Annotated in this window: 19 protein-coding genes and 1 pseudogene; 8 read left to right on the top strand and 12 right to left on the bottom strand. The window is 37.6% G+C overall.

All coding sequences use genetic code 11. From position 1 onward, the window contains the following. Positions 1–28: 28 nt before the first annotated feature. The 4 genes from hemE to ACM5BR_RS14345 all read right to left on the bottom strand — a co-directional run bounded on the left by hemE (position 29) and on the right by ACM5BR_RS14345 (position 5478). Positions 29–1069, bottom strand: coding sequence for a uroporphyrinogen decarboxylase (hemE, locus tag ACM5BR_RS14360; RefSeq protein WP_416828675.1), 1041 nt, complete (start codon positions 1067–1069; stop codon positions 29–31). A gap of 194 nt (positions 1070–1263) precedes the next feature. After that, positions 1264–3381 carry a transglycosylase domain-containing protein gene (locus ACM5BR_RS14355; protein ID WP_416828674.1) on the bottom strand — a complete coding sequence of 706 codons (2118 nt, stop codon included), beginning with the start codon at positions 3379–3381 and terminating at the stop codon, positions 1264–1266. A gap of 140 nt (positions 3382–3521) precedes the next feature. Continuing rightward, the gene (locus tag ACM5BR_RS14350) at positions 3522–4742 is read right to left on the bottom strand and encodes an ABC transporter permease (protein WP_416828673.1); all 1221 of its coding nucleotides are present in this window, start codon (positions 4740–4742) and stop codon (positions 3522–3524) included. Then, a complete protein-coding gene (locus ACM5BR_RS14345; RefSeq protein ID WP_416828672.1) occupies positions 4729–5478 on the bottom strand; it encodes an ABC transporter ATP-binding protein in 750 nt (249 codons plus the stop codon). The genes ACM5BR_RS14350 and ACM5BR_RS14345 overlap by 14 nt, the downstream gene beginning before the upstream one ends. A 729-nt stretch (positions 5479–6207) precedes the next feature. Between ACM5BR_RS14345 and ACM5BR_RS14340 the strand changes: the two genes are divergently transcribed. The 3 genes from ACM5BR_RS14340 to ACM5BR_RS14330 all read left to right on the top strand — a co-directional run bounded on the left by ACM5BR_RS14340 (position 6208) and on the right by ACM5BR_RS14330 (position 7745). Further along, entirely contained in the window at positions 6208–6639 is a 432-nt protein-coding gene (locus tag ACM5BR_RS14340; protein WP_416828671.1) for an HIT family protein, read from the top strand. A gap of 43 nt (positions 6640–6682) precedes the next feature. Continuing rightward, positions 6683–7045: a YtxH domain-containing protein gene (locus tag ACM5BR_RS14335; protein ID WP_416828670.1), complete on the top strand. Its 363-nt coding sequence runs from the start codon at positions 6683–6685 to the stop codon at positions 7043–7045. Positions 7046–7187: 142 nt separating this feature from the next. After that, positions 7188–7745 (top strand): HTH-type transcriptional regulator Hpr, encoded by a 558-nt coding sequence (locus ACM5BR_RS14330; protein ID WP_416828669.1) that lies wholly within the window; start codon positions 7188–7190, stop codon positions 7743–7745. A 238-nt stretch (positions 7746–7983) separates the two neighbouring features. On the opposite strand, the gene ACM5BR_RS14325 is transcribed toward ACM5BR_RS14330, so the two are convergent. Further along, complete coding sequence (locus ACM5BR_RS14325; RefSeq protein ID WP_416828668.1) at positions 7984–8076, bottom strand: YjcZ family sporulation protein; 93 nt, start codon at positions 8074–8076, stop codon at positions 7984–7986. Between the two features lie 259 nt (positions 8077–8335). Here ACM5BR_RS14325 and prsA point away from each other — a divergent pair, with 259 nt between their 5' ends. Then, entirely contained in the window at positions 8336–9199 is an 864-nt protein-coding gene (prsA, locus tag ACM5BR_RS14320; protein ID WP_416828667.1) for a peptidylprolyl isomerase PrsA, read from the top strand. A 45-nt stretch (positions 9200–9244) separates the two neighbouring features. Here the strand turns inward: prsA and ACM5BR_RS14315 are convergent, their stop codons facing one another. From ACM5BR_RS14315 to ACM5BR_RS14290, 6 genes and pseudogenes are all read right to left on the bottom strand, one after another. Continuing rightward, positions 9245–10921 carry a glycerol-3-phosphate dehydrogenase/oxidase gene (locus tag ACM5BR_RS14315; protein ID WP_416828666.1) on the bottom strand — a complete coding sequence of 559 codons (1677 nt, stop codon included), beginning with the start codon at positions 10919–10921 and terminating at the stop codon, positions 9245–9247. 124 nt (positions 10922–11045) lie between these two features. Then, positions 11046–12536 carry a glycerol kinase GlpK gene (gene glpK / locus ACM5BR_RS14310; RefSeq protein WP_416828665.1) on the bottom strand — a complete coding sequence of 497 codons (1491 nt, stop codon included), beginning with the start codon at positions 12534–12536 and terminating at the stop codon, positions 11046–11048. A gap of 187 nt (positions 12537–12723) precedes the next feature. Then, entirely contained in the window at positions 12724–12915 is a 192-nt protein-coding gene (locus ACM5BR_RS14305) for a sporulation YhaL family protein (RefSeq protein ID WP_416828664.1), read from the bottom strand. Positions 12916–12981: 66 nt separating this feature from the next. Then, complete coding sequence (yhaM, locus tag ACM5BR_RS14300; protein WP_416828663.1) at positions 12982–13926, bottom strand: 3'-5' exoribonuclease YhaM; 945 nt, start codon at positions 13924–13926, stop codon at positions 12982–12984. 2067 nt (positions 13927–15993) lie between these two features. Then, a pseudogene (locus ACM5BR_RS14295) lies at positions 15994–16746 on the bottom strand (AAA family ATPase); the annotation flags it as partial. Next, a complete protein-coding gene (locus tag ACM5BR_RS14290; RefSeq protein WP_416828662.1) occupies positions 16743–17981 on the bottom strand; it encodes a metallophosphoesterase family protein in 1239 nt (412 codons plus the stop codon). The pseudogene ACM5BR_RS14295 and the gene ACM5BR_RS14290, both read right to left, overlap by 4 nt. A 135-nt stretch (positions 17982–18116) precedes the next feature. Here ACM5BR_RS14290 and ACM5BR_RS14285 point away from each other — a divergent pair, with 135 nt between their 5' ends. Continuing rightward, on the top strand, positions 18117–18302 hold the full coding sequence (locus ACM5BR_RS14285; protein ID WP_416828661.1) for a YhzD family protein: 186 nt from the start codon (positions 18117–18119) through the stop codon (positions 18300–18302). A gap of 145 nt (positions 18303–18447) precedes the next feature. Here ACM5BR_RS14285 and ACM5BR_RS14280 read toward each other — a convergent pair whose 3' ends face one another. Next, positions 18448–19236 carry an enoyl-CoA hydratase gene (locus ACM5BR_RS14280; protein ID WP_416828660.1) on the bottom strand — a complete coding sequence of 263 codons (789 nt, stop codon included), beginning with the start codon at positions 19234–19236 and terminating at the stop codon, positions 18448–18450. Positions 19237–19499: 263 nt separating this feature from the next. Here ACM5BR_RS14280 and argR point away from each other — a divergent pair, with 263 nt between their 5' ends. The 3 genes from argR (at position 19500) to argF (ending at position 22536) form a co-directional block, all read left to right on the top strand. Continuing rightward, a complete protein-coding gene (gene argR, locus ACM5BR_RS14275) occupies positions 19500–19955 on the top strand; it encodes an arginine repressor (RefSeq protein ID WP_416828659.1) in 456 nt (151 codons plus the stop codon). A gap of 328 nt (positions 19956–20283) precedes the next feature. Continuing rightward, a complete protein-coding gene (gene arcA / locus ACM5BR_RS14270) occupies positions 20284–21516 on the top strand; it encodes an arginine deiminase (RefSeq protein ID WP_416828658.1) in 1233 nt (410 codons plus the stop codon). A gap of 30 nt (positions 21517–21546) precedes the next feature. Then, on the top strand, positions 21547–22536 hold the full coding sequence (argF, locus tag ACM5BR_RS14265; protein ID WP_416828657.1) for an ornithine carbamoyltransferase: 990 nt from the start codon (positions 21547–21549) through the stop codon (positions 22534–22536). The last annotated feature ends 74 nt before the right edge of the window (positions 22537–22610 follow it).

The following is a 22610-nucleotide window of genomic DNA, read 5'->3' as shown; positions in this document are numbered from 1 at the left end:
TTAAATCCCGCCTTCTATCATTCTAATGTTACTGATGGAGTGCCGTATACTCATGAATAAATGATGTTAAACGTTGCAATGTTTCTGGCTTTACTTCAGGAAATACGCCGTGGCCAAGATTAAATACATAGCCCGGTTGCTTCATACCTTCATCCAAGATCATCTTCACATTTTTCTCAATTACATCCCATGAACAAAGTAAAATAGCTGGATCAAGATTTCCTTGAACTGTTTTATGTATACCGCGAGCTCGTGCCTCTGCAATCGGCAGGCGCCAATCTAATCCTACAACATCAAGTGGCAGTTCATTCCATTCATTTGCTAAGTGACTTGCTCCTACTCCAAACATAATAAGCGGAACGTTCAATGGACGAAGCTCGGAGAAAATACGTTGCATCACTGGCTTAATATAGGTTCGATAATCTGCCACATTCAAGGCACCTACCCAAGAATCGAAAATTTGAATTGCCTTTGCTCCAGCATTTACTTGAGCCTTAACATAGGCAATCGTCATCGTTGCTAATTTATCCATAAGCGCAAACCATGCTGCTTCATCCTCGTGCATAAGCGCTTTCGTTTTATTATAATTTCGAGATGGTCCCCCTTCAATCATATAGCTTGCAAGCGTAAACGGAGCACCAGAAAAACCGATGAGTGGAACATCTAGCATTTCTTTCGTTAATAATCGTATCGTATCGAGTACATATGGAATATCTTGTTCAGGATGAATTTCTCCTAATATTTCTATATCTTGTAATGAACGAATAGGGTTATTTATAACAGGACCAACACCTGATTTAATTTCTACTTCTACTCCAATGGATGGGAGCGGTGTCATAATATCTTTATAAAGGATGGCGGCATCTACACCATATTGGTCTACCGGCAGCTTCGTAACGTATGCACACAATTCCGGCTGATGCGTTATTTCAAATAAAGAGTACTTTTCCTTAATTTTACGATATTCCGGCTGAGAGCGTCCCGCTTGTCTCATATACCAAACTGGGACATATTCTGTCTTTTCTCCTCTGCATGCTCTTAGAAACGTTTCGTTGAATTGTCGTACCACAACCCCTAACTCCCTTCAATCTCCATAATGATAGCGTATTCTTATATCATATCTTTTCCTAACTATACCTTCTTACCTAAAAAGTTGTACAGTAGAATACTTAAGTTCAACAAATTGACACTTTTGCAATTCTCTATTGTCTATTTCAAGCTATGACTCATTCTCTTTCGCATTATACCATATTGCTCATTCGCTTAGGACTTGACACACTCTGTTTTTTCCCCTTCACGATTCGTTTGTGGATTAAATGGTACGATATATAAACTTGGAACAGCAAATACATTCACATATTCCATTTCATACTCACCTTGTCCGGTTACTGTTGTAAGTAACGTACTTGAATCTCCTTCTTTCTTATAAATACGGTATTGTACACGACTATCCGAAAGCGGATTCCATGTAAGCTTTACCGTAAATAATCCAAATGGGGTAAAAGTAAGCTTTGCGTGTACATTCGTTACCTTTGCAAGCCGGATTGGCTCTCCTATATTTTCTACCCCATCAGGCATAGCAAATGCCGTATCCGTCTCAACATGAGAAGAGGTTAAAATTTTCTTAAATAATTTCGTCGGAAAATCGCTACCTGCTGTTACATAATGGCTTTCGTCAGTGCGATCATACCCCATCCACACAGCACCTACGAGCCGAGGTGTATATCCGACAAACCACGTATCTCTTGCTCCTTTATCACGATTTGGGAGCGAAGTAGTTCCTGTTTTCCCAGCAAGTGCACCATTATATGTACCCGATTGTGCCGTGCCATCCTTTACTGTTCCTTCTAACATACGAGTCATATACCAAGCCGTTTGCTTTGAAAATATATTCGTTTCTTTTTGTGAAGCCTGACCTAAAATAGCACCCTTTTGATTGATAATGCGCTCAATCACATGTGGTTCCACAACATTGCCATCTGCTGAAAACGAACGATACACTTTAACTAAATCTAGCGGAGATACCCCTTCCTTTAATCCCCCTAATGCTGCACTCAAGCCAGAATCACTAATGTTCACATTCGCTTTTTTCAAATAAGATTTCGCTGCGTCTATACCAATTTCATTTAAAAGCGAAACAGCAGGTACATTAGCTGAGTCTTTAATGGCATCAAACATGGTAATTTCCTTTGAATAGATATCGTGATAATTGCGAGGAATATAACCGTCAAACGATTGCTTTTCATTTGATAACATCGAATACGGCTGATATTTCTTCGTTTCAAGAGCTGGTGCATAAACAAGGATTGGCTTCATTACCGATCCAGGCTGCCTTTTCATATACAAGCGATTATAGCCTCGCAAAACGTAGTGTCGTCCCCCAATCGCCGCCTTAATTCCACCTGTTTTACTATCCATAAGTACAAACGAACCTTCTATATCATTGCTGCCCTCTGGAAAATTACGATTGTCCTGAAAGAGGTTGTACGCATTTTTCTGTATAGTTGGATCTAGTGTAACGACAAACGTATAACCGCCACGCAACACTTCTTCGTAGGATAACTTGTATGTATCTGCGGCTTCTTGAAATACCATATCAATAAAAGGTAGAAAAGCTTGTTCTTCCTTATCAGACAGCACATCGAGCCCCAATGTTTTTCCTTGTTGTCGTACCGTTTCTTCAGCATTTAAAAATCCTTGCTTATTCATTAATGAAAGAACTAAATCACGGCGCTCCTTGCTTTTGTTAGGATGCATAATGGGCGAATATGTAGTAGGAGCCTTCATTAACCCTGCTAATAGTGCACCTTCTGACACAGTTAAATCCTTTACATGTTTATGAAAATAAAACTGGGAAGCAGTTTCAATCCCGTATACGCCATGACCAAAATAAACTTGGTTTGCATACATTTCTAATAATTGCGGCTTCGTATATCTTTGTTCTAGGTTAACCGCAATAATTAACTCCTGTGTTTTTCGCAGCCAGGTTTTTTCGTTCGTTAAAAATATATTTTTCGCCAATTGCTGTGTAATGGTGCTTCCACCTTCGACCTTAGAACCAGCAAGAATGTCTCTATATAATGCACGAAAAATAGATGTGAAATCCACCCCGTGATGCTCGTAAAACCTCGTGTCCTCAGCTGCTACAAATGCATGCTGCACATACTGAGGAATTTCATCTATCGAAACAAGTTCTCTATTTTCATCATACATTTTAGTGATTTCATTTCCTTGTTCATCTACTATGCGTGAGGTAGATTGGAACACAAGCTTTTTGTCATCAATAACAAAATTCCCCAAAAATATAATACATAAATAACCAACAAGTGCGACTACACATACAATTGCCACGCTTCCTGCTAAGATGAGTCCCTTCTTCAAGGCAATCGCGTCTCCTTTACCAAATGATGGTTTGTATTAGTATTAGAAGAAAATATTCGTTTATGCACAAAAAGCAAGCGAAAGGAGAGTAAAAAACTACTCTCCTTTCGCTTGTAGACGTCGTCAGTCAACTTCCTATTTTAAGATATAATGGTTTTTATTCGTTTACTTCCATATACATAGGTAAATCCATAGCTGAAAAACAGATTACATAGTAGAATAATTACTGCCATCAGCCAATTATAGGTAGCAATTGCAAATAACACTGAATATACAACAGATGGTAGAAGGAGCAAGCGGATAAGCAGAGATGAAAATGCTCGTCTTTGCGTTTCTACTGGTATTGGATATAAGTTTGTCCATAACATTACGTGATAACGCTTAGCCAAACTAATCAATTGATAGGCGATAACATAAATAAATAACAGGCTTATAAACATTCTTGCATATAAAAACGGTACATAATAAACAAGTATACCTCCAAGAATGAGCTGTCTTACAAACATACCGAAATAGCTACCTGAGCGTAAAAACGATCGAATATACAAGAACGAATACGTATTCGCTTGCGAAAAGGAAACAGCTGTGGTAAATACATCAAGCCACTTTCTTCTCTTCACACGTTCCTTTAATTGCGGTACGTCCGTAAATAGGTTTGCAAACCGGTACAATCGTAGCTTTTTTTTCTCTTCTTCGTCGATTAGCTGCTCCCAATTGTACCCTTGTCTTTCTTTCTTACGATAAAGGGAAAACAAATACACACCCATACCTGCCACTATGACTACTGTGTACATAATCGACAATCTACTTAGAAGACTAAATACAAAGGCAAACGTCAGACCTAATCGAACGATATAATCAAAGGTTCGCACCCGCTCATCCATTGCATAGGTTCGTTCCCATACGATAAGCAAATTCCACCATGTAACAATTGCAAGCAAAGCAAGCAATATTATATAGGTAGACATTCCTTCCTTATATTGATGACTATAAAGCGGGGCCAGTACCAACCCTGTCAATAAGACGATCATCAAATGAACAAAATAGGAAAGAAGAAACGTTCTTTTAAAATAAGGCTTCATTTTCTCTTCTAAAGGAAGTAAAAATACAATATCTGGTCGCTTTACAAACGTTTGAACACCTCCACTTATTACAACGAAAGCAAAACTAGCAGCCATTAGCCAAGAAGTCGGAAAGGAAGGAGACAATGTTTGCAGCCATTGATTGTAATAATAAGCGCCGATTCCAATCGCAAATATAAGCACAAACTTGAGATGATCATTGAAAATATATTTCCCGTATGTTCTCATTTCCTTCACAAAAAGCTCAAATCGCTTCTTCCACAATTCAACTGTGTTCATGATTTTCTTCCTTTGTTAGTTCAATATATAGATCATCAAGCGACGCACCTGGCATTGAAAATTGCTCCTGCAGATCCTGTAAGCCTCCCTTTGCCACAACCTTCCCGTGATGTAAAATGATAAACGAATCACAATATTTCTCAGCCGTTGTTAATATATGTGTACTCATCAAAATACCGGCTCCACTTTTTTTCATACGTCCCATTAGTTCAAGTAAAGATTGGATGCCAAGAGGATCTAGACCAAGAAAAGGCTCGTCAATAATATAAAGAGATGGCTGCACAAGAAAGGCACACATGATCATTACCTTTTGCTTCATTCCCTTTGAAAAATGAGAAGGAAACCATTTTAAACGATTGTTCATCCGAAATTCTGTTAAAAGCGATTGTATTCTTTCTTCATATTGCTTTTCGCTCACTCCATATGCCATAGCAGTCAGCTTTAAATGTTCTTCCAACGTTAATTCATCATATAAAATCGGTGATTCCGGTATATATGTAAAACTACTGCGATAGAATGTTGGATTGTCTTGAAATGTTTTCCCTTGAATCGTAATACTTCCTTGTTTTGGTGTCATAAGTCCGATAATATGTTTAATTGTTGTACTTTTCCCAGCACCATTTAATCCAATTAACCCTACAAGTTCATTAGGCTTTACAGAAAATGAAACATCTTGTAATACAGGCCGTTTCGAATAGCCCCCTGTTACATGCTGTACTTCTAATAATGATTCCATAGTCCCATCCTTTCTCCTTAGGGATACTATCCTTATCTTACCAAAAAAAGACCGAGCTACATAGCATTTCGAATACGGAGCAAAAAGAAAAATTATACGTATAGTCTATTTAGAATTGGTTACATTAATAAAGGAAGAAGGAAGTTGTTGAACAAAAATCCCAGAATGTAATGAAAAACGAATGTTTCATTCTTTATCATGAAATGGGGTGTCTGTATTGGACCAAGTCAACGATAATGACATAATTTGTTCGAAATGAGGTGTCTATCGGAGATTAGATAATCTGTACTCCAAAAAGAGTTAGATGCATTCTTCCGTAAGACGAAAATAGAACAAAAAGGATTCACAGGAAAATAGCATATACTTCATAACAAATGGGGTGTCTCTAGCAGAATAGCGAAGAAACAATGCCAAATTTTTCCGTAAATGAGGTGTTTCCTAAAGGTAACCAAGCGAATTGATTCAACATACCTCCTTCTTCATGAAACAGGAAGCTTTGCTTCCTGTTTTTTATTTTAGGCAGTAGCCAGCTCCGCTTTTCTTGTCTAGCTTCGCAGGCTTGCTCCTTCCGGTCAGAGAACTCTCCCTTTCAAAGGTAAAAAGCACCTTTGTGCGGGAGAAACCTCTGCCCTCCGGAGCAGTACGAGCCAGCTCCGCCTTTCTTTTTGTTTTGTCTAATGTGTAATTATGGTAAGATACGGGTAAGACGAAAAAGAAAGGGTGAACGATATGCATCATTCAGAGGAAGATTGTATTTTTTGCAAAATTATTAAAGGAGAAATTCCATGTGCAAAAGTGTACGAGGATGAACATGTTCTCGCTTTTTTAGACATTAGTCAGGTTACAAAAGGTCATACGCTTGTAATCCCAAAAGTACATAAACAAGACGTTTTTGCCTTAACACCTGAAATTGCAGCAAGCATATTCAGTGTGGTACCTAAAATTGCAAACGCGATTGATGCACAATTTCAACCAGTTGGTTTAAATATACTAAACAATAATAGAGAAAAAGCTAGTCAAAGCGTATTCCATTTTCATATGCACCTTATTCCAAGATATGAAAATGACGACAGCTTCGGTTCTATATGGAAGACACATTATGATGCCTATACATCAGAAGAATTAAAAGCTATGGCAGATTCCGTTGCTAGTCATCTATAAAGTCTTGATAACAAAGCCATCTTAAACCTAAGGAGGTAGAATAATGTCAAATTATAAAACGTTTCTTACTGGCTTTATTTGCGGAGGAGCCGCTGCAGCTGTTGCTGTTCTACTTTCAGCACCATCTTCTGGAAAAGAAATGCGTTCTACCATTAAGCGAAAAAGTGATGATTTGAAACAATCCATCGATGAAATGAAAATAGATTCGATTCAACTTAAGAACCAAATAATCCAAACTGCCGAAGAAAGCAAAGATGTATTTATTGAACTTAAAAATGATATACAAAAAACATTTTCTTCTTGGAAACAAGAAATAGAACCCACTAAAGAAAATATCCAAAAAGAAATCCAAGCGATTCAACAATCCATTGAATCGCTTCAGAAAAATGTTTCACCAAAAGAATAAGAACATCACATATAAGCCAGAACTGGTAAGTTCTGGCTTATAAAAAATTTTTTGACAATTCTTACAAAAGTACTTTATTAATTTTTATTTTACTGGCATAATAGATATAATATTATAGAAAACGAAGGAAGTAGGTGAATCAATGAATAATGGGGAAAAAAGCTATTCAGTAAAAGAAGCTCTTATTTTCAACCAACGTATCTGTCAACTATCGAAGGCCTTGTGGAAAAGTGTAGAAAAAGATTGGCAGCAATGGATTAAGCCCTATGATCTAAACATAAATGAACATCATATTCTTTCCATTGCCTATCATTTAAAGGGGGCTTCTATTTCTGAAATTGCTAAATTTGGAGTGATGCATGTTTCTACTGCATTTAATTTCTCCAAAAAGCTTGAGGAACGTGGATTACTTGTATTTTCTAAGAAAGAAGACGACAAACGAAACACGTATATTGAAATAACAGAAAAAGGCGAAGAACTTATTCTTAACCTTTTGGAAGAATACGTACCTGAACAAAACTCCGTATTAAATGGCGCCCTTGCACTCCGTGAATTTTACGGTAAATTTCCAGAAAACATTGAATTAATTGCCATTTTAAGAAACATCTATGGCCAGGATTTCATTGATATTTTCGAAAAATCCTTAGAGAATATCGAAGAAAATTTTATTGAGAAGGACAAAAAGCTTATAAAGAAGTAGGCACTATCCTTCTTACCTTTCCTTGTAAGCGCTCTTTTACATACGTAAAGTCTCTTCACCAATACTTTCCTTCGATCTCTTCATCTACGAATTTTTTTCCACAAAAATCCTACATCTAGGAGATGAAATACATTTCGAAATGAAAGCTTGTTAACGGTGAATCTCCATTATGTACGATAGAAAAGCATTCGGTCAGCGTTTTGCTGACCGAAATAGTTTTTCTCCCTTACATGGCATATTAACAGAAGCAAGCCGCTCCCACAATAATTAATAGAATAAACAATACAACGATTAACGCAAAGCCACCAAAGACTCCGAATCCTCCACTCATTACTGACACCTCCTTTATGCTCTGTAACATATTCTATGCATAGCTTGAAATAAAGGAGTAGGCATTTACCTATTCGAATTTTTCATAATCCATATTGCACCTATCAGCAAAAAATATTATGTCTCAATTTTTTAAGCTACCGTTAAGAATTAGGAATAATTTGGCTTGTCCATATGAAAACATCAGGAAGTATGTTATATTATTTGTTGTACCATTTGACCATACTTGTACTAAAAAAAATGTGTAGGAGTGTTATTGAATGAAGAAAGCACTAATTGCGCTAGCAGCTACCAGCGTACTTGCACTTTCTGCTTGCGGTAATTCTGATGTAGTTGTTAAAACAGATGCAGGAAATGTAACAAAAACAGAATTTTACGATTCTATGAAGCAGCAAGCTGGAGCAAACGTTTTAAAAGCACTTACAATCCAAAAGGTATTCACAAAAAATTACAATGTAACGGATAAAGAAGTAAATGATGAATTTGATAAAGCAAAACAACAATACGGCGATCAATTTGATAGCCTTCTTAAGCAAAGCGGCATGACACAAGATTCTTTCAAAAACCAAATTCGTGCAAGCTTAGCATTGAAAAAGGCAGTTGGAGCTAGCATTACAGATCAAGAATTAAAAGACCATTACAAACCTGAAATTAAAGCTAGCCATATTCTTGTAAAAGATGAAGCGACTGCTAAAAAGGTTAAGGATTTATTAAATCAAGGTCAATCTTTCGAAGATTTAGCTAAGCAATATTCAGAAGATACAGGATCGAAGGATAAAGGCGGAGATTTAGGCTATTTCACATCTGGTAAAATGGTACCAGAATTTGAAGATGCTGCCTATAAATTGAAAGTAGGTCAAATTAGTGACCCTGTTAAAACACAATACGGTTACCACATCATCAAGGTGACTGACATTAAACCACTGCAACCATTTGATCAAGTAAAAGAAACCATTCGTTCACAACTCGTTGATCAGAAAATGCAGGATTCTGCCTTTATGAACGACTTCATTGATAAAGAATTTAAGAAAGTTCATGCAACTGTAGAAGATAAAGACTTAAAGGATGCTTTAAATCCAGCGCCTGCACAGCCACAAGCTGGACAAACTCCTGCTGGTCAATAATTAAAATAGCAAGAAGAAAAGGGAGTGATTATCACTCCCTTTTTTTTATGCCCTCTCAGAAATACCTTCATCAACAGGTATAACCGCGTCTCGCAGCGCCTGTTCCAGTTCTTCTGTGTATCTCTTCTTAACGTCTGGATTCCAGTGTAACCGTTTTGCCATATAGGTAATAACCGTATCCTTCCATTCATGTACCCAATTCATATTGAAAAATAATGCGCCTGTTCGACGAATAAAAAAATCAATTGGCTTCGTGGCCATTTCGTAATCCATACTATAGATAAGCGGAAGAAATACATCTAACGGCATGCCATTATTTTCTTTGCTATACTTTTTCGCTAATTTAAATAAAATATCAGCATTTGATCCATAGAAACGAGCAATGTGATCCGCTTGTTCATTCGTTAATCCACAGTCTATGCCTGCCTTTATTTTCTTCATTATAAATGTTTCAAATTCCCTTGATCCGCCCACATGGCCCCCTGATATCGGCATATGCTTCGTTTGACAAGCTTTGTATGATCCATGTCCTTCTTTTTTAAGAAGAGAAGCGACTAAATCTACTACCACTTCAGCCATCTTTCGATATCCAGTTAATTTCCCGCCAGCAATCGTCACAAGTCCACTTTCAGATTGCCATATTTCATCTTTACGTGATATTTCAGAAGCGTTTTTCCCTTCTTCATAGATAAGCGGCCGAACGCCTGACCAGCTCGATTCTATATCTTGCTTTGTGATATTTACAGATGGAAACATATAATGAATAGCATCCATTATATATTTTCTGTCAGCCCTCGTCATCTTAGGTGTTTGGACATCTTGATCATAAAATGTATCTGTTGTACCTACATATGTTTTCCCGCCTCTTGGAATAGCAAATACCATTCTTCCATCTGGTGTATCAAAATAAATCGCTTGACTTAGAGGGAAACGCTTTTGATCAATGACGAGATGAACTCCTTTAGAATGCTGCAATCTTTTCCCTGTTTTCGAATGATCTTTATCACGTAACGTATCTACCCATGGTCCAGTAGCGTTAATAATTTTCTTGGCATATACTTCGTACACTTTCTGATCCAGTACATCTATAACACGAACGCCAATCAATTTTTTTCCTTCATAAAGGAGTTCTTCTACCTTTGTATAGTTCACTGCCTTTGCACCATGTGCTACAGCTTCCTTCAACACCTCAATGGTTAACCTTGCATCATCAGTTCGATACTCTACATAGTAGCCGCCGCCCTTCAAATGCTCTTGCTTTATAAGTGGCTCCTTCTTCAGCGTTTGTTCACGATTTAGCATAGATCTACGTTCGCTCCGCCTTACACCTGCTAAGTAATCATACACACGAAGCCCAAGTGACGTACTAAATTTACCAAATGTTCCTCCTTTATATATCGGGAGTAACATCCATTCTGGAGTTGTGACATGCGGCCCATTTTCATATACGATTTCTCGTTCTTTCCCTACTTCTGCTACCATTTTCACTTCAAGCTGCTTTAAATAACGTAATCCTCCATGAACAAGCTTTGTAGAACGACTTGATGTACCAGCAGCGAAGTCCTGCATTTCAAATAAAACAGTAGACATTCCTCTTGTAGTAGCATCTAGTGCAATGCCTGATCCTGTAATTCCTCCGCCAATAACAATTACATCGACCTGCATCTTATTCATATTTGTTAGCAATTCTTTTCTTTGTATTGTTGAAAATAACGTGCTCATCCGTTTTTCCTCCTTTTAAAAAAAGAAAAGACCGCGATAGACACTATAAAATATGCTTTTATAGCGCATTGCGGTCTCTCTCATTCCAGCCAGTTTATTTAATTTTAGTATACGATATCATTACTTATTTGAAAACTTTTGTTGCTTCAATTGCTTTTTTCCAGCCTGCATACAATTTTGTACTTTGCTCTTCTGTCATTGCTGGTGTAAACGTTCGGTCAATCTGCCATTGACGAGCAATCTCCTCTTGATTGCTCCAATATCCTACTGCTAACCCTGCTAAATATGCTGCGCCAAGTGCTGTCGTTTCATTTACTACCGGCCGCTGAACAGGTACACCTAGCATGTCTCCTTGAAATTGCATTAGAAAATTATTTTTCACTGTACCACCATCAACACGAAGCGCCTGTAAAGCAATTCCGGAGTCCAACTCCATTGCACGTAACACATCTTTTGTTTGATAGGCCAATGCTTCAAGCGTTGCACGGATAAAGTGCTCCTTTGTTGTACCACGGGTAATTCCAAATACTGCTCCGCGAACTTCACTATCCCAATAAGGTGTACCTAATCCAACAAAAGCTGGAACCACATATACTCCTTCTGTTGAATCGACCCGTTCTGCGTAAAGTTCACTATCTTTCGCTTCCTTAATCATACGCATTCCATCACGAAGCCATTGAATAGCAGAGCCTGCTACGAAAATACTTCCCTCTAATGCATAAACTACTTTTCCATCTAATCCCCACGCAATGGTTGTCAAAAGCCCGCTTTGAGAAATAACTGCCTGTTTCCCTGTGTTCATCAGCATAAAGCAGCCCGTTCCGTACGTATTTTTCGCCATACCTTCCTTAAAGCATGCCTGCCCGAACAAAGCAGCCTGTTGATCCCCTGCGATACCCGCAATCGGTACTCGTCTACCAAAGAAATGGTGTTCTGCTGTATATCCATAAATTTCAGAAGAAGGACGAACATCCGGAAGCATACTACTAGGAATTGTCAGCATAGCAAGCAATTCCTCATCCCACTTTAAATCTTTAATATTGTACATCATGGTACGAGAAGCATTGGAATAATCCGTTACATGCATTTTCCCACTTGTTAGCTTCCATACGAGCCACGTATCTATCGTTCCAAATAATAAATCCCCGCGCTCTGCTTTATCACGAGCTCCTTCTACATGATCTAATAACCATTTCACTTTCGTTCCTGAGAAATACGCATCAATAAGTAAACCGGTCTTTTCTCTTACTACTGATGAATAGCCTTGTGATTTTAAGTCTTCACAAATAGCTGCTGTTTGACGAGATTGCCAAACAATCGCATTATATATCGGTTTCCCCGTATGCTTATCCCAAACGACCGTTGTTTCCCGTTGGTTTGTTATCCCAATCCCAGCTACTTGCGAAGGCTGTACATCTGCTTCGCTCAAACAGCTCGCAATTACAGCAAGAACCGATCCCCATATTTCATTAGCATTATGTTCTACCCAGCCAGGCTTTGGAAAAAGCTGCGTAAATTCCTTCTGTGCACTATGTACAATTTCTCCTTGCTTATTAAACAACATAGCCCGCGAGCTCGTCGTTCCTTGATCAATCGATAAAATATAGGTTTGCATGAAAGAAGCCTCCTTAAGCTCGGATTTTTACTTTCTCTTTTTCCTAGTGTATATGTAACAACAAGAAAAAGTACAGTGATAGATTTGAAACAGAAAAAACCACCTTGTCTTAAGAAATAGTTAGCTTCCTTGTATACACAAAAAACGTACAGAAAAAGAAACCTCACTTTTTCTGTACGTAGTGACTTTATAGCATTACTGAGTGATCATCCTCGTCATCCATACGTCGATGTTTCTCTGCGCGTATCCGATCTAAGTATATTTCGCCTTCTCGTTCGATAAACTCTTGATCAATCTCCTCTTCTTTTTTCGTTGTATATAATGTCATAAATCCGCTTATGGCAATCCCAATAATAACAACATACACCCATAAAGGCATCGCTTTGTTCTCCTTTCTAGACAAGCTTTATACTTCACTATATGAAAGGAAAACAGTATTTATGCATTATTCGTGGAATGTTGGCTTATAGAAGGAGCGATTATCAAGAGCAAAAATACGATCCGAAAATTCACCAGGTTTCACACGGCTAAGTGCCCGATCCATCATATTCATTTTCGCATCTAAATTATCTATGTAATGCAGAATTTCAGCTTCACGAATCATTGGCGGCTTTGGACTGCCCCATTCCATTTTGCCATGATGGCTGAGAACGATATGCTGCAAAATCACTACTTCTTCTCCTTCGATTTTAAGTTCGTCTGCAGCTTTCGAAATTTCACTAACCATGATAGAAATATGACCTAATAAATTTCCTTCGACCGTATACGTAGTTGAAATAGGACCTGATAACTCAATAACCTTGCCAAGATCATGTAATATAACACCTGCATATAATAAATCTGTATCAAGTGATGGATATAAGCTTGCAATCCCTTTTGCTAAATGCAACATGGAAACAACGTGATAGGCTAGACCTGATACAAATTCATGATGATTTTTGGTCGCAGCAGGATATTCCAAGAATTGATCTTGATACTTCTTCAACAAATGTCTTGTTATTCGTTGAATGTTTGGATTAGTCATTTCAAATACATATTGTGTGATGGTCTCATGCATCGTCTGCTTTGGAAGAGGAGCACGTTCTACAAATTCTGAAATGTCCGGTGCTTCGCTCGGTTGAAGCACACGAATTTGCTTAAGCTTTAATTGTATCCGCCCTTTATAATTTAAAATGTCGCCAGCAACCTTCACGATTTTCTCAGGTGCATAGCGCTGTTCGTCTTCTTTCGAAACATCCCATACTTTCGCTTCAATTTCTCCGCTTTGATCTTGGAGCATAATCGTTAAAAACGGTTTTCCATTGCTAGCAATTCCCCGTACTGATGATTTAATAAGCAATAAAACATCCACTTGTTCTCCGACGTCATATTGCATAATTTTCTTTTTCATGTGTAGTCCTCCAACGTAACCAATTATGAATAGTATACCATACAAGAAACTTCCAGATGACAATTAGATGACATTTCTCTGCTCTTGCAATTGTATGGTTTCCTCCTCAGCAAAGTAAGAAAGAAACTCTACATGACATGTGAAAAATATAATTTGTCTTGTGCTAGAAAGATCCCGCAGTAAGGATAATGTCTGTCTGGTTCGAGCCTTATCAAAGTGCACGAAGCTATCATCTATGATTAATGGAATATTTCCCTCAAACGTGTCTGCTAACGAAAATCTTAAGCATAGGTATAGCTGTTCTGCTGTAGCTTGACTAAGCTCGCAGGAAAAAAAGCGCATCCCATCCCTTCTTTCTACAACAAACGACTGTTCCTGATTTGGTGCAAAGATTTTCACATACTGTCCGTTTGTCACATGGTGAAAATATTGCTCTGCTCTTTCCAGCATGTGCGGCAGCTTTACTTGATGATATCGTTCCTTCGTTCGTATTAGCGCATCCTTTGCAGTGGCATAAGCAGCCCATTGCTTTATTTGCTCACGTACAATCGATTTTTTCGCTTCCCATTCATGCAACAAATCAGAATAGGAACTTCCTTCCTCTAGTCCTGCAATTTCCACGCGATACTGTGCTAAATCCTGCTGCAATCTTTGCTCATCCTGCTGCAATGTGTCCAACTGATTATGCTGTTCCTGCAACAAATTGTGATAATCCTTTGTCCATGTATGATGATCTGTTATATCTATTTCTGTTACCTGTTCCTGTAACAACTGAATTTGTGTCATTAAAAACGATAATTCCTTTTGAATCGCTTGCTTTTCCTCTTGCTGTTTCCCATGTGTATAAAATTCCTCTTCGGTTTGCACATGCGCTGCATCCCATAAAGCATCTCTTTCCATTTGGAAGTTCTTATTTTGATGAAGCAACTCCTTTTGTTCCTCTTCCCATTCGCTAATTTTTTCAAGTAGCTGCTCGTTTTCTGCCTTACGTTGTTGTTCTTGCTTGACAGCTTCGTTCATTCGATAAAGATTGTCGCTCGTTCGTTCTTCCTGAATGTGAAAAAAGCCTAGTAATTCATCTAGCTTACTTTGAAACTGCAGAATTTCTCTTTGTAAATACTCTTTTCTATCAGCAGCTTTTGCATACTCTCTATTTAAAGTTTTGATTTTCTCTACTCTTTCAAAAACAACGATTAGCTGTCTGTAGGATAAAGAATCAGCAATTCCGTACCGAATTTTCCATGTTTTTACGTTTTTCTCTATACGGTATGAAAGCTGTTCCCACTCCTCATACTGCTTAAGAATCCGATCATAGTTTTTTTCTACTTGCTCTAGTTTAAAGGCTTCTCGTTCCGCTATTTGTCGTAGTTCCATATTTTGCGCAGCTTCTGAAGGCTTTCTGTTGTATACAAACGACACAACGATGATAAGTAAGAAAGCAATTGCTCCGTATAGAATTTGATTCGTAACAAATGCAACTAGACTGGCAGTAACAATTGCGAGAATAAAAAATAGGAGTGGAACATTTTTTTGCTTCACATGACTAGAAGATCGTTTTTCAGTAGACTGTAGTTGCCCCTTCACGCGACTAATCTGCTGTTCCTGCTCCTCTAGCTCGTCCTTAGCATGTGAAAATCGTTCATCTAATTGCAGTTTTTGCTCTTCTAAACGCTGTGCATGCTGCACCATTTCAGTAAGATACTCCTTTGCGGACAAACTCGTATCCAATTGTAAAAAGAAAGCTTTATCCTGCACTACCCCTATGCTGCTTTGCAGACCGTCTATTTCTTCCTGCATTTGTTCCATTCTGTGTTCGATAACAACTTGTTCTTTTAACGCCTGTTCATAGGACATTTGCTTCAGACGGCTTTCTTCGATTTGAAATTCCCTTTGAAGGAGCTCTTCATTAATGGAGCACTGGCTTGCTTCCTTCTTTCCTAAGGCTATCTTATCTGAAAGTACGTTTAACCGATGCTGCATAGGTTTCCATGCAGCGAGCAATTGCTCATACCGAGGAATACCTTCAGCAGGAAATGATGTTTCTTTCAACGTAGTAAGAAAATCCTCATGCTTTTGTTTATCTATTAATAGAGGCACTAGTGTACTCATCGTTTCATAGTCTTTTATTAATCGATTTCGTCTTTTCTTTTCCAGTTGCATCTCTTCTAATTTTTGTTCGCTATCTTTCCTCATTCGCTGCCATTTTTCATACATCCCTAGCTTTTGCTGCCATTTTTGAAAGGAGTCTTTCAATTTATTTAAATCAGACAAGCCGATGTTAATAGAAGGCTTTCTCCCATTCGGTTTAAACAAGGCTTCCATTTCTCGATCGAGTTTTTTCTCCATTTTTAGTAGCGTATCAGTTCCTACTGCTCCCGCAGAAAAAAGATAGCTTCCGAGCTCTTCCTTTTTCACTTGATGTATATTTTGAAGTCCATGCATGTCAAAACAAAACACAGATTCAAATAAAGAAACATCAAGTCCTTGTAGTAGCTGCTTTAGTTCTTGTTCTCCGCCTTTTGAGCCATCAGCAAAGTAAACTGTGACTTCTCCGGCGGCTGTTTTAGGAATTCGTTCTACGCGAACCCTTCCATATTGCTCACTATGTATAGTAATGGCACCGCCATAAGCACCGCCTTCTTTCGGTTCATAACGAAGCTGCCCTCTCGTTGGAAATCCGAACAAGATACTTTTTATAAACGAACGGATCGTCGATTTTCCCGCTTCATTTTCTCCGTACAGTATCGTAATGGAAGAGAGAGACAATTGCACATCTTGCAATTTTCCATATCCATATATATGGAGCTTTTCAAGCTTCATTGCATATCCCCTCTTTCTGCTACTAATTCACGTAAAATAATCCGTTTTGCTTCTTGTACAATTTCATCCTTTTCTTCTTCAGTAAACTCTTCTATCCCTTTTGCTGATGCAGGCTGCCGGAGTGGTCTCATAATAGAATCCAAATAAGAATACGATTCTACTTCTTGTAACAGCTCCCCAATAAAATGACTTTCTTGTTTCATTGTTTCGAGCGCATCATTCGATAGTGTATGATTATAACACTTTACTACATAAACAAACTGCTCGCCCGTTTCCTCCGTTTGCAATTGCTGAACAAGCTCCTCAAGCTGCTTTTGATCTTGTAAATAGGTAGACAACTCTCCGCATCCGGTAAAGGTTAACACGACAAGCGTTCCTTCATCCTTTCTCCGCAGCTCATTTTTCATAGAGTAACTGCGCGCAAGCAGCTCATCTACATGCTGCAAACCTTCTATAGAAATAGAAGCTTCCTCCCAAATCACATCTGCGGTCGGAATGAACGTATGAGAAGCAGAAGACCCCTCCAGTGTTACAAGATAGCACCCTTTCTCTCCCGTTTCCTTGCGGTGTCTTCCTTGAATGTTTCCAGAATATATAATCGGCGGCTGCTCATTAAGCACATTTCGCTTATGAATATGACCAAGCGCCCAATAATGAAATTGTTTGTCTAGTAATTCTCGTACTAGAAACGGAGCATAGCGACTATGATCGCTCGCTTCCTCTACACTTCCATGAAGCATCCCAATGTGATAAGGAGCTTGCTCGGTCTTTTCATATTGTGAGGTCATATTTTCAAGCACTGCCTGCTGTAAATAACTAAATCCATATATGTATGCAAGTAACTGATTGTTTTTATAAAAAGGCTTATACTCTACTCTATCCTTCTCAAACACAGCTACATTAGGCGGAAACTTCATTTCGGCGAAGTGTCCACCTAGATGATCGTGATTACCATGAATAATATAGACAGGAATTCTATGTTCATCTAACAGCTGAAATTCATTGCGAAGAAAAAGTTGAGCCCGCAAACTTCTCGTCTCTAAGTCGTACAAATCCCCCGCTAAGAGAATAAAATCGACCTTTTCTTCAATTGCTACTTGTACAATTCGTGAAAAGGAACGAAACGTACTTTCCTTCATTCTCGTAAAGAGATCCTGCGGTATTTCATTCTCCATTCCTTTAAACGGACTATCTAAATGCAAATCTGCTGCATGTATAAATCGTAACCGTTCCATTGCACAACTCCCCTACCATTTCGTGTATCTTATTTTATCACGTTATTCTCGTAATTTCTTTTTGCATAAAATCCATATATATGTAAAAATAGTAGAAAGATTCTAATTATTTCAAATAGAAGGAGATAGATAGAAATGAAAACGTATACGGTAACTGCATTTGATAAAGGCGGGAATATCTTATTAAATAAGCAATTTACAGCTGCTAGTGAAATTGAGGCAAAGACACAAGGGGAACAACTTCTAATCGACAACAATATGATGGAGCTAACACATCGCTGCATCAGTTCAAGCGGGAAGTTACTATTATTTCATTCCTAATAAAGCTAGTGCCTTGGCTCTAAAGGGCAGATGTTCCTCGTCCCACAAGAGCTGTTTAGATTTATGTGGGCGAGGTTATCTGTTAGTGCGAAAATCTTCCTCCCCCTAAAGGGGGTTGCAAACTCAGTAAAGACTGGATTCCTGCCTATTTTCCTGTAAAAGATGGCGGTCGTTTTTCTAGGAAAGCACGGATTCCTTCTGCATGGTCTTTTGTCTTTCGCATGCGCATTTGTCCTTCTTTTTCAAATGCTAATACCTGTTGCAACGTAGCTTTGTGTAATTCTGTGAAAATATGCTTAGTCTGTAGCATGGTCTGCACCGGCTTTTTCAGCCAACTCCCTACTTTTTTCTTTACGGTTTCTTGGAAATCCTCCTGTGCAACCTCATCGATCATTCCAATTTGCAATGCCTCGGCTGCTGTCATTCGTTTTCCTTCCCAAATGATTTGCTTAGCTGCATTTTCTCCTACTCGTTGCTTGAGAAAGAAATGTCCACCTCCATCTGGAATCAATCCAATGCCAATAAAATTCATCGCAATGAGTGATGAAGCATCTGCAAGGACATAATCAGCAGCTAACGCTAAACTAAGCCCGAGTCCAGCCGTCGGTCCATGTATAGCTGCAAGGACAAGCTTTGGCATCGTATATAAGGTTAACACTAACTCAGAAATTTGATTTATAATCGGATCAAATTTACTTTCATCAAGTTCAGCGAGCATTGATTTAATATCTCCGCCCGCTGAAAATCCTCGGCCCATCCCGCAAAGAACCACAACATCAGCATTGCTATTAGCAACAACTTGAAATACACGAAGAAGCTCCTTTATGGTCGGCACATCTAACGCATTTAGTACATTCGGACGATTTAGCATAATAGTTACCATTCTACCTTCATAGGTAACAACAACATTTTCTGTACTTTCCGATATATTCATATCCTCATCTCCCTCTATTTATAGCTTTCTATACAATTTAAGGAAGAAATTAAAAAATCCTTCTTTTATATTCCCTTATGTTCCTATTCCCTTTTGTCACGAAAAATGATTGATATAGGCATACTAATTTTTTTAGCATAATTTAATAAACGGAATACCAGTTGTAAAACTATGAACGTTTCCGCAACATTCAGCTTTATCCCGTTTCGTTAAAAATTATATCAAGATATAATAACAATAGAATATTAGAAAGGGTGTCTTTTATGAAGAAAGAGAAAAGACAACAGCTAATTAAACAATTGGTAAAAGAGAATGAAATAGGTACACAAGAGAGATTAGTAGAGTTATTAAAGAGTCATGGTGTATTAGTTACACAAGCGACTATTTCTCGAGATATTCGGGAATTACATTTAACAAAGGTAACCTCTCCTTCAGGAGTAACCATTTATACAATTTTCACAGAAAATAGTCCGAATGTTAATATGCAATTAAAGAAAAAATTAAAAGAAATCGTTGTAAAGATTGATTACGTTGATCGATTTACTATTATTAAAACTGCGCCTGGTAATGCTCATGTTATTGGTGCTTTATTAGATTCTTTAGACTGGAAAGAAAAAATAGGGAGTGTTTGTGGAAATAATACATGTCTTGTCATTGCTCCATCCAAAGCAGATAGCGAAATTATAAAAGAAAGATTAAAATTGATTTGTAAAGTTTAACTGGTTTTAATGGGATAGCCTGCGGCTATCCCTTTTTTTCGTTTCTCCCCATCAACCGTATAAGAAGTTTTCCCTTCTGCAATCTTTAATGAAAATTTTTTATACAAAATGATAGCTATCATGCACGAAATATGCACCATACATAGCAAATTATTGATTTCCTGAATTAGAATAGCTTATAAAAATACGCTTACCTATACTTTTTAAAAATCAACTTGTGAAATATTTCACTTATAAATGTCAACGCTTTCACATAAGTGCACATACATACGGGTTATTATGTACTTGTAAGAGATAAAGAAAGAACATTTAAAAGGGGGTACTACTCATGAAGCATCCGATACACATTACATCAGAAATTGGAGAATTACAGACGGTTTTACTAAAACGTCCTGGTAAAGAAATTGAAAATCTAACACCAGAGTATTTACAACAATTATTATTTGACGATATCCCATTCTTGCCAACTATGCAAAAGGAACATGACTATTTTGCAAACACTTTGCGAAATAGAGGGGTTGAAGTCCTATATTTAGAGAAATTAATGGCCGAAGCATTAGTTAACAAAGAACTTCGAGAAGAATTTGTTGATCGTATTTTAAAAGAAGGACAAGCAGATGTAAATGTTGCACATCAATCTTTAAAAGAATATTTACTTTCCTTTTCAAATGAAGAAATGATTCAAAAAATTATGAGTGGCGTGCGTAAGAGTGAAATTGAAACGCATAAGAAAGCACATCTTTACGAATTAATGGAGGAACATTATCCATTTTACTTAGATCCAATGCCAAATTTATATTTTACACGTGATCCAGCAGCATCAATGGGGAATGGCTTAACGATTAATAAAATGAGAGAGCCTGCACGAAGACGTGAATCTTTGTTTATGGAATATATTATTAAGCATCATCCACGATTTGCTACTCACAATATACCGGTTTGGTTAAATCGTGATTATAAGTTTCCAATTGAAGGCGGCGACGAACTTATCTTAAATGAAGAAACGATTGCGATTGGAGTATCTTCTCGAACTTCAGCTAAAGCCATTGAACGTTTAGCAAAAGAGTTATTTAGTCGTCAAGATAAAATTAAAAAAGTACTAGCAATAGAGATTCCAAAATGTCGTGCGTTTATGCACCTCGATACAGTATTTACAATGGTTGATTATGATAAATTTACCATTCATCCAACCATTCAAAGTCCAAAGGGAGATATGAATATTTATATTCTAGAAAAAGGACAGGATAAAGAGACTCTAAACATTACACACCGTACATCTTTAACCGAAGCTCTAAAAGAAGTATTAGGCTTAAGTGAATTAGTTCTCATTCCTTGCGGTGGAGGAGATATTATTGCTTCTGCTCGTGAACAATGGAACGATGGATCCAATACATTAGCCATTGCACCAGGAGTAGTTGTTACATATGATCGCAATTATGTTTCAAATGCTTTGTTAAGAGAAAATGGTATCGAGGTTATCGAAGTAATAAGTGCGGAATTGTCTCGCGGTCGTGGGGGTCCACGTTGTATGAGTATGCCAATTGTTCGTAAAGATATTTAGGAAGAATAATAGAGAAAGTAGGGATACATGATGTTAATGACAAAACCAAACTTAAAAGGTAAAAGTTTTCTTGCAGAAAAAGATTTTACAGAAGAAGAGTTATTATATTTTCTTGATTTAGCAGCAGAATTAAAAGAAAAAAAGAAAAATGGTATTCCACATCGTTATTTAGAGGGTAAAAATGTTGCACTTTTATTTGAAAAAACTTCAACTCGTACTCGTTGTGCATTTACAGTAGCGTGTACAGATTTAGGTGCACATCCTGAATATCTAGGTAAAAATGATATTCAGCTTGGAAAGAAAGAATCTGTAGAAGACACAGCGAAAGTTTTAGGACGTATGTTTGACGGCATTGAATTCCGTGGATTTGCACATTCAACAGTCGATTCTCTAGCAAAAAATTCAGGTGTACCTGTATGGAATGGCTTAACAGATCTTTGGCACCCAACACAAACTCTTGCAGATTTGTTAACAATAAAAGAACATGTAGGAAAGTTAAAAAATGTTAAGTTGGTTTACGTTGGAGATGGACGTAACAATGTAGCAAATAGCTTGTTAGTTGGTGGATCTATTGTAGGAATGGACGTACGGATTTGTACACCAGAATCATTATTCCCTGCCCAGGAAGTAATTGATTTAGCTAAAAAATATAATGACAATGTCATGATAACAAGCGATGTGAAAGAAGCTGTTGCAGGTGCAGATGTCATTTACACAGATGTGTGGGTATCAATGGGAGAAGAAGATAAATTTGCTGAACGTATTGCACTTCTTACACCATATCAAGTAAATATGAAAATGATTGAAAATACTGGAAATAAAGATGTGATTTTCTTACATTGTTTACCTGCCTTTCATGATATAGAAACAAAATACGGACAAGATGTATATGAAAAATATGGATTGAAAGAAATGGAAGTAACTGATGAAGTATTCCGCAGTAAACATGCGAAGGTATTTGATCAAGCTGAAAATAGAATGCATACAATTAAAGCTGTAATGGCGGCTACTTTGGGATAATGCAATAAATAAAGAAGGAGGAGACTCCTCCTTCTTTATCCTTCTTTAATATAATGATTCTCTACTGTCATTTA

Origin of the sequence: Ectobacillus polymachus, from assembly GCF_048159605.1 — a bacterium.
Taxonomy (GTDB): Bacteria; Bacillota; Bacilli; order Bacillales; family Bacillaceae_G; genus Ectobacillus; species Ectobacillus polymachus.
Note: the sequence above shows the minus strand (reverse complement) of the source record. Positions and strands in the feature narration are given on the sequence as shown.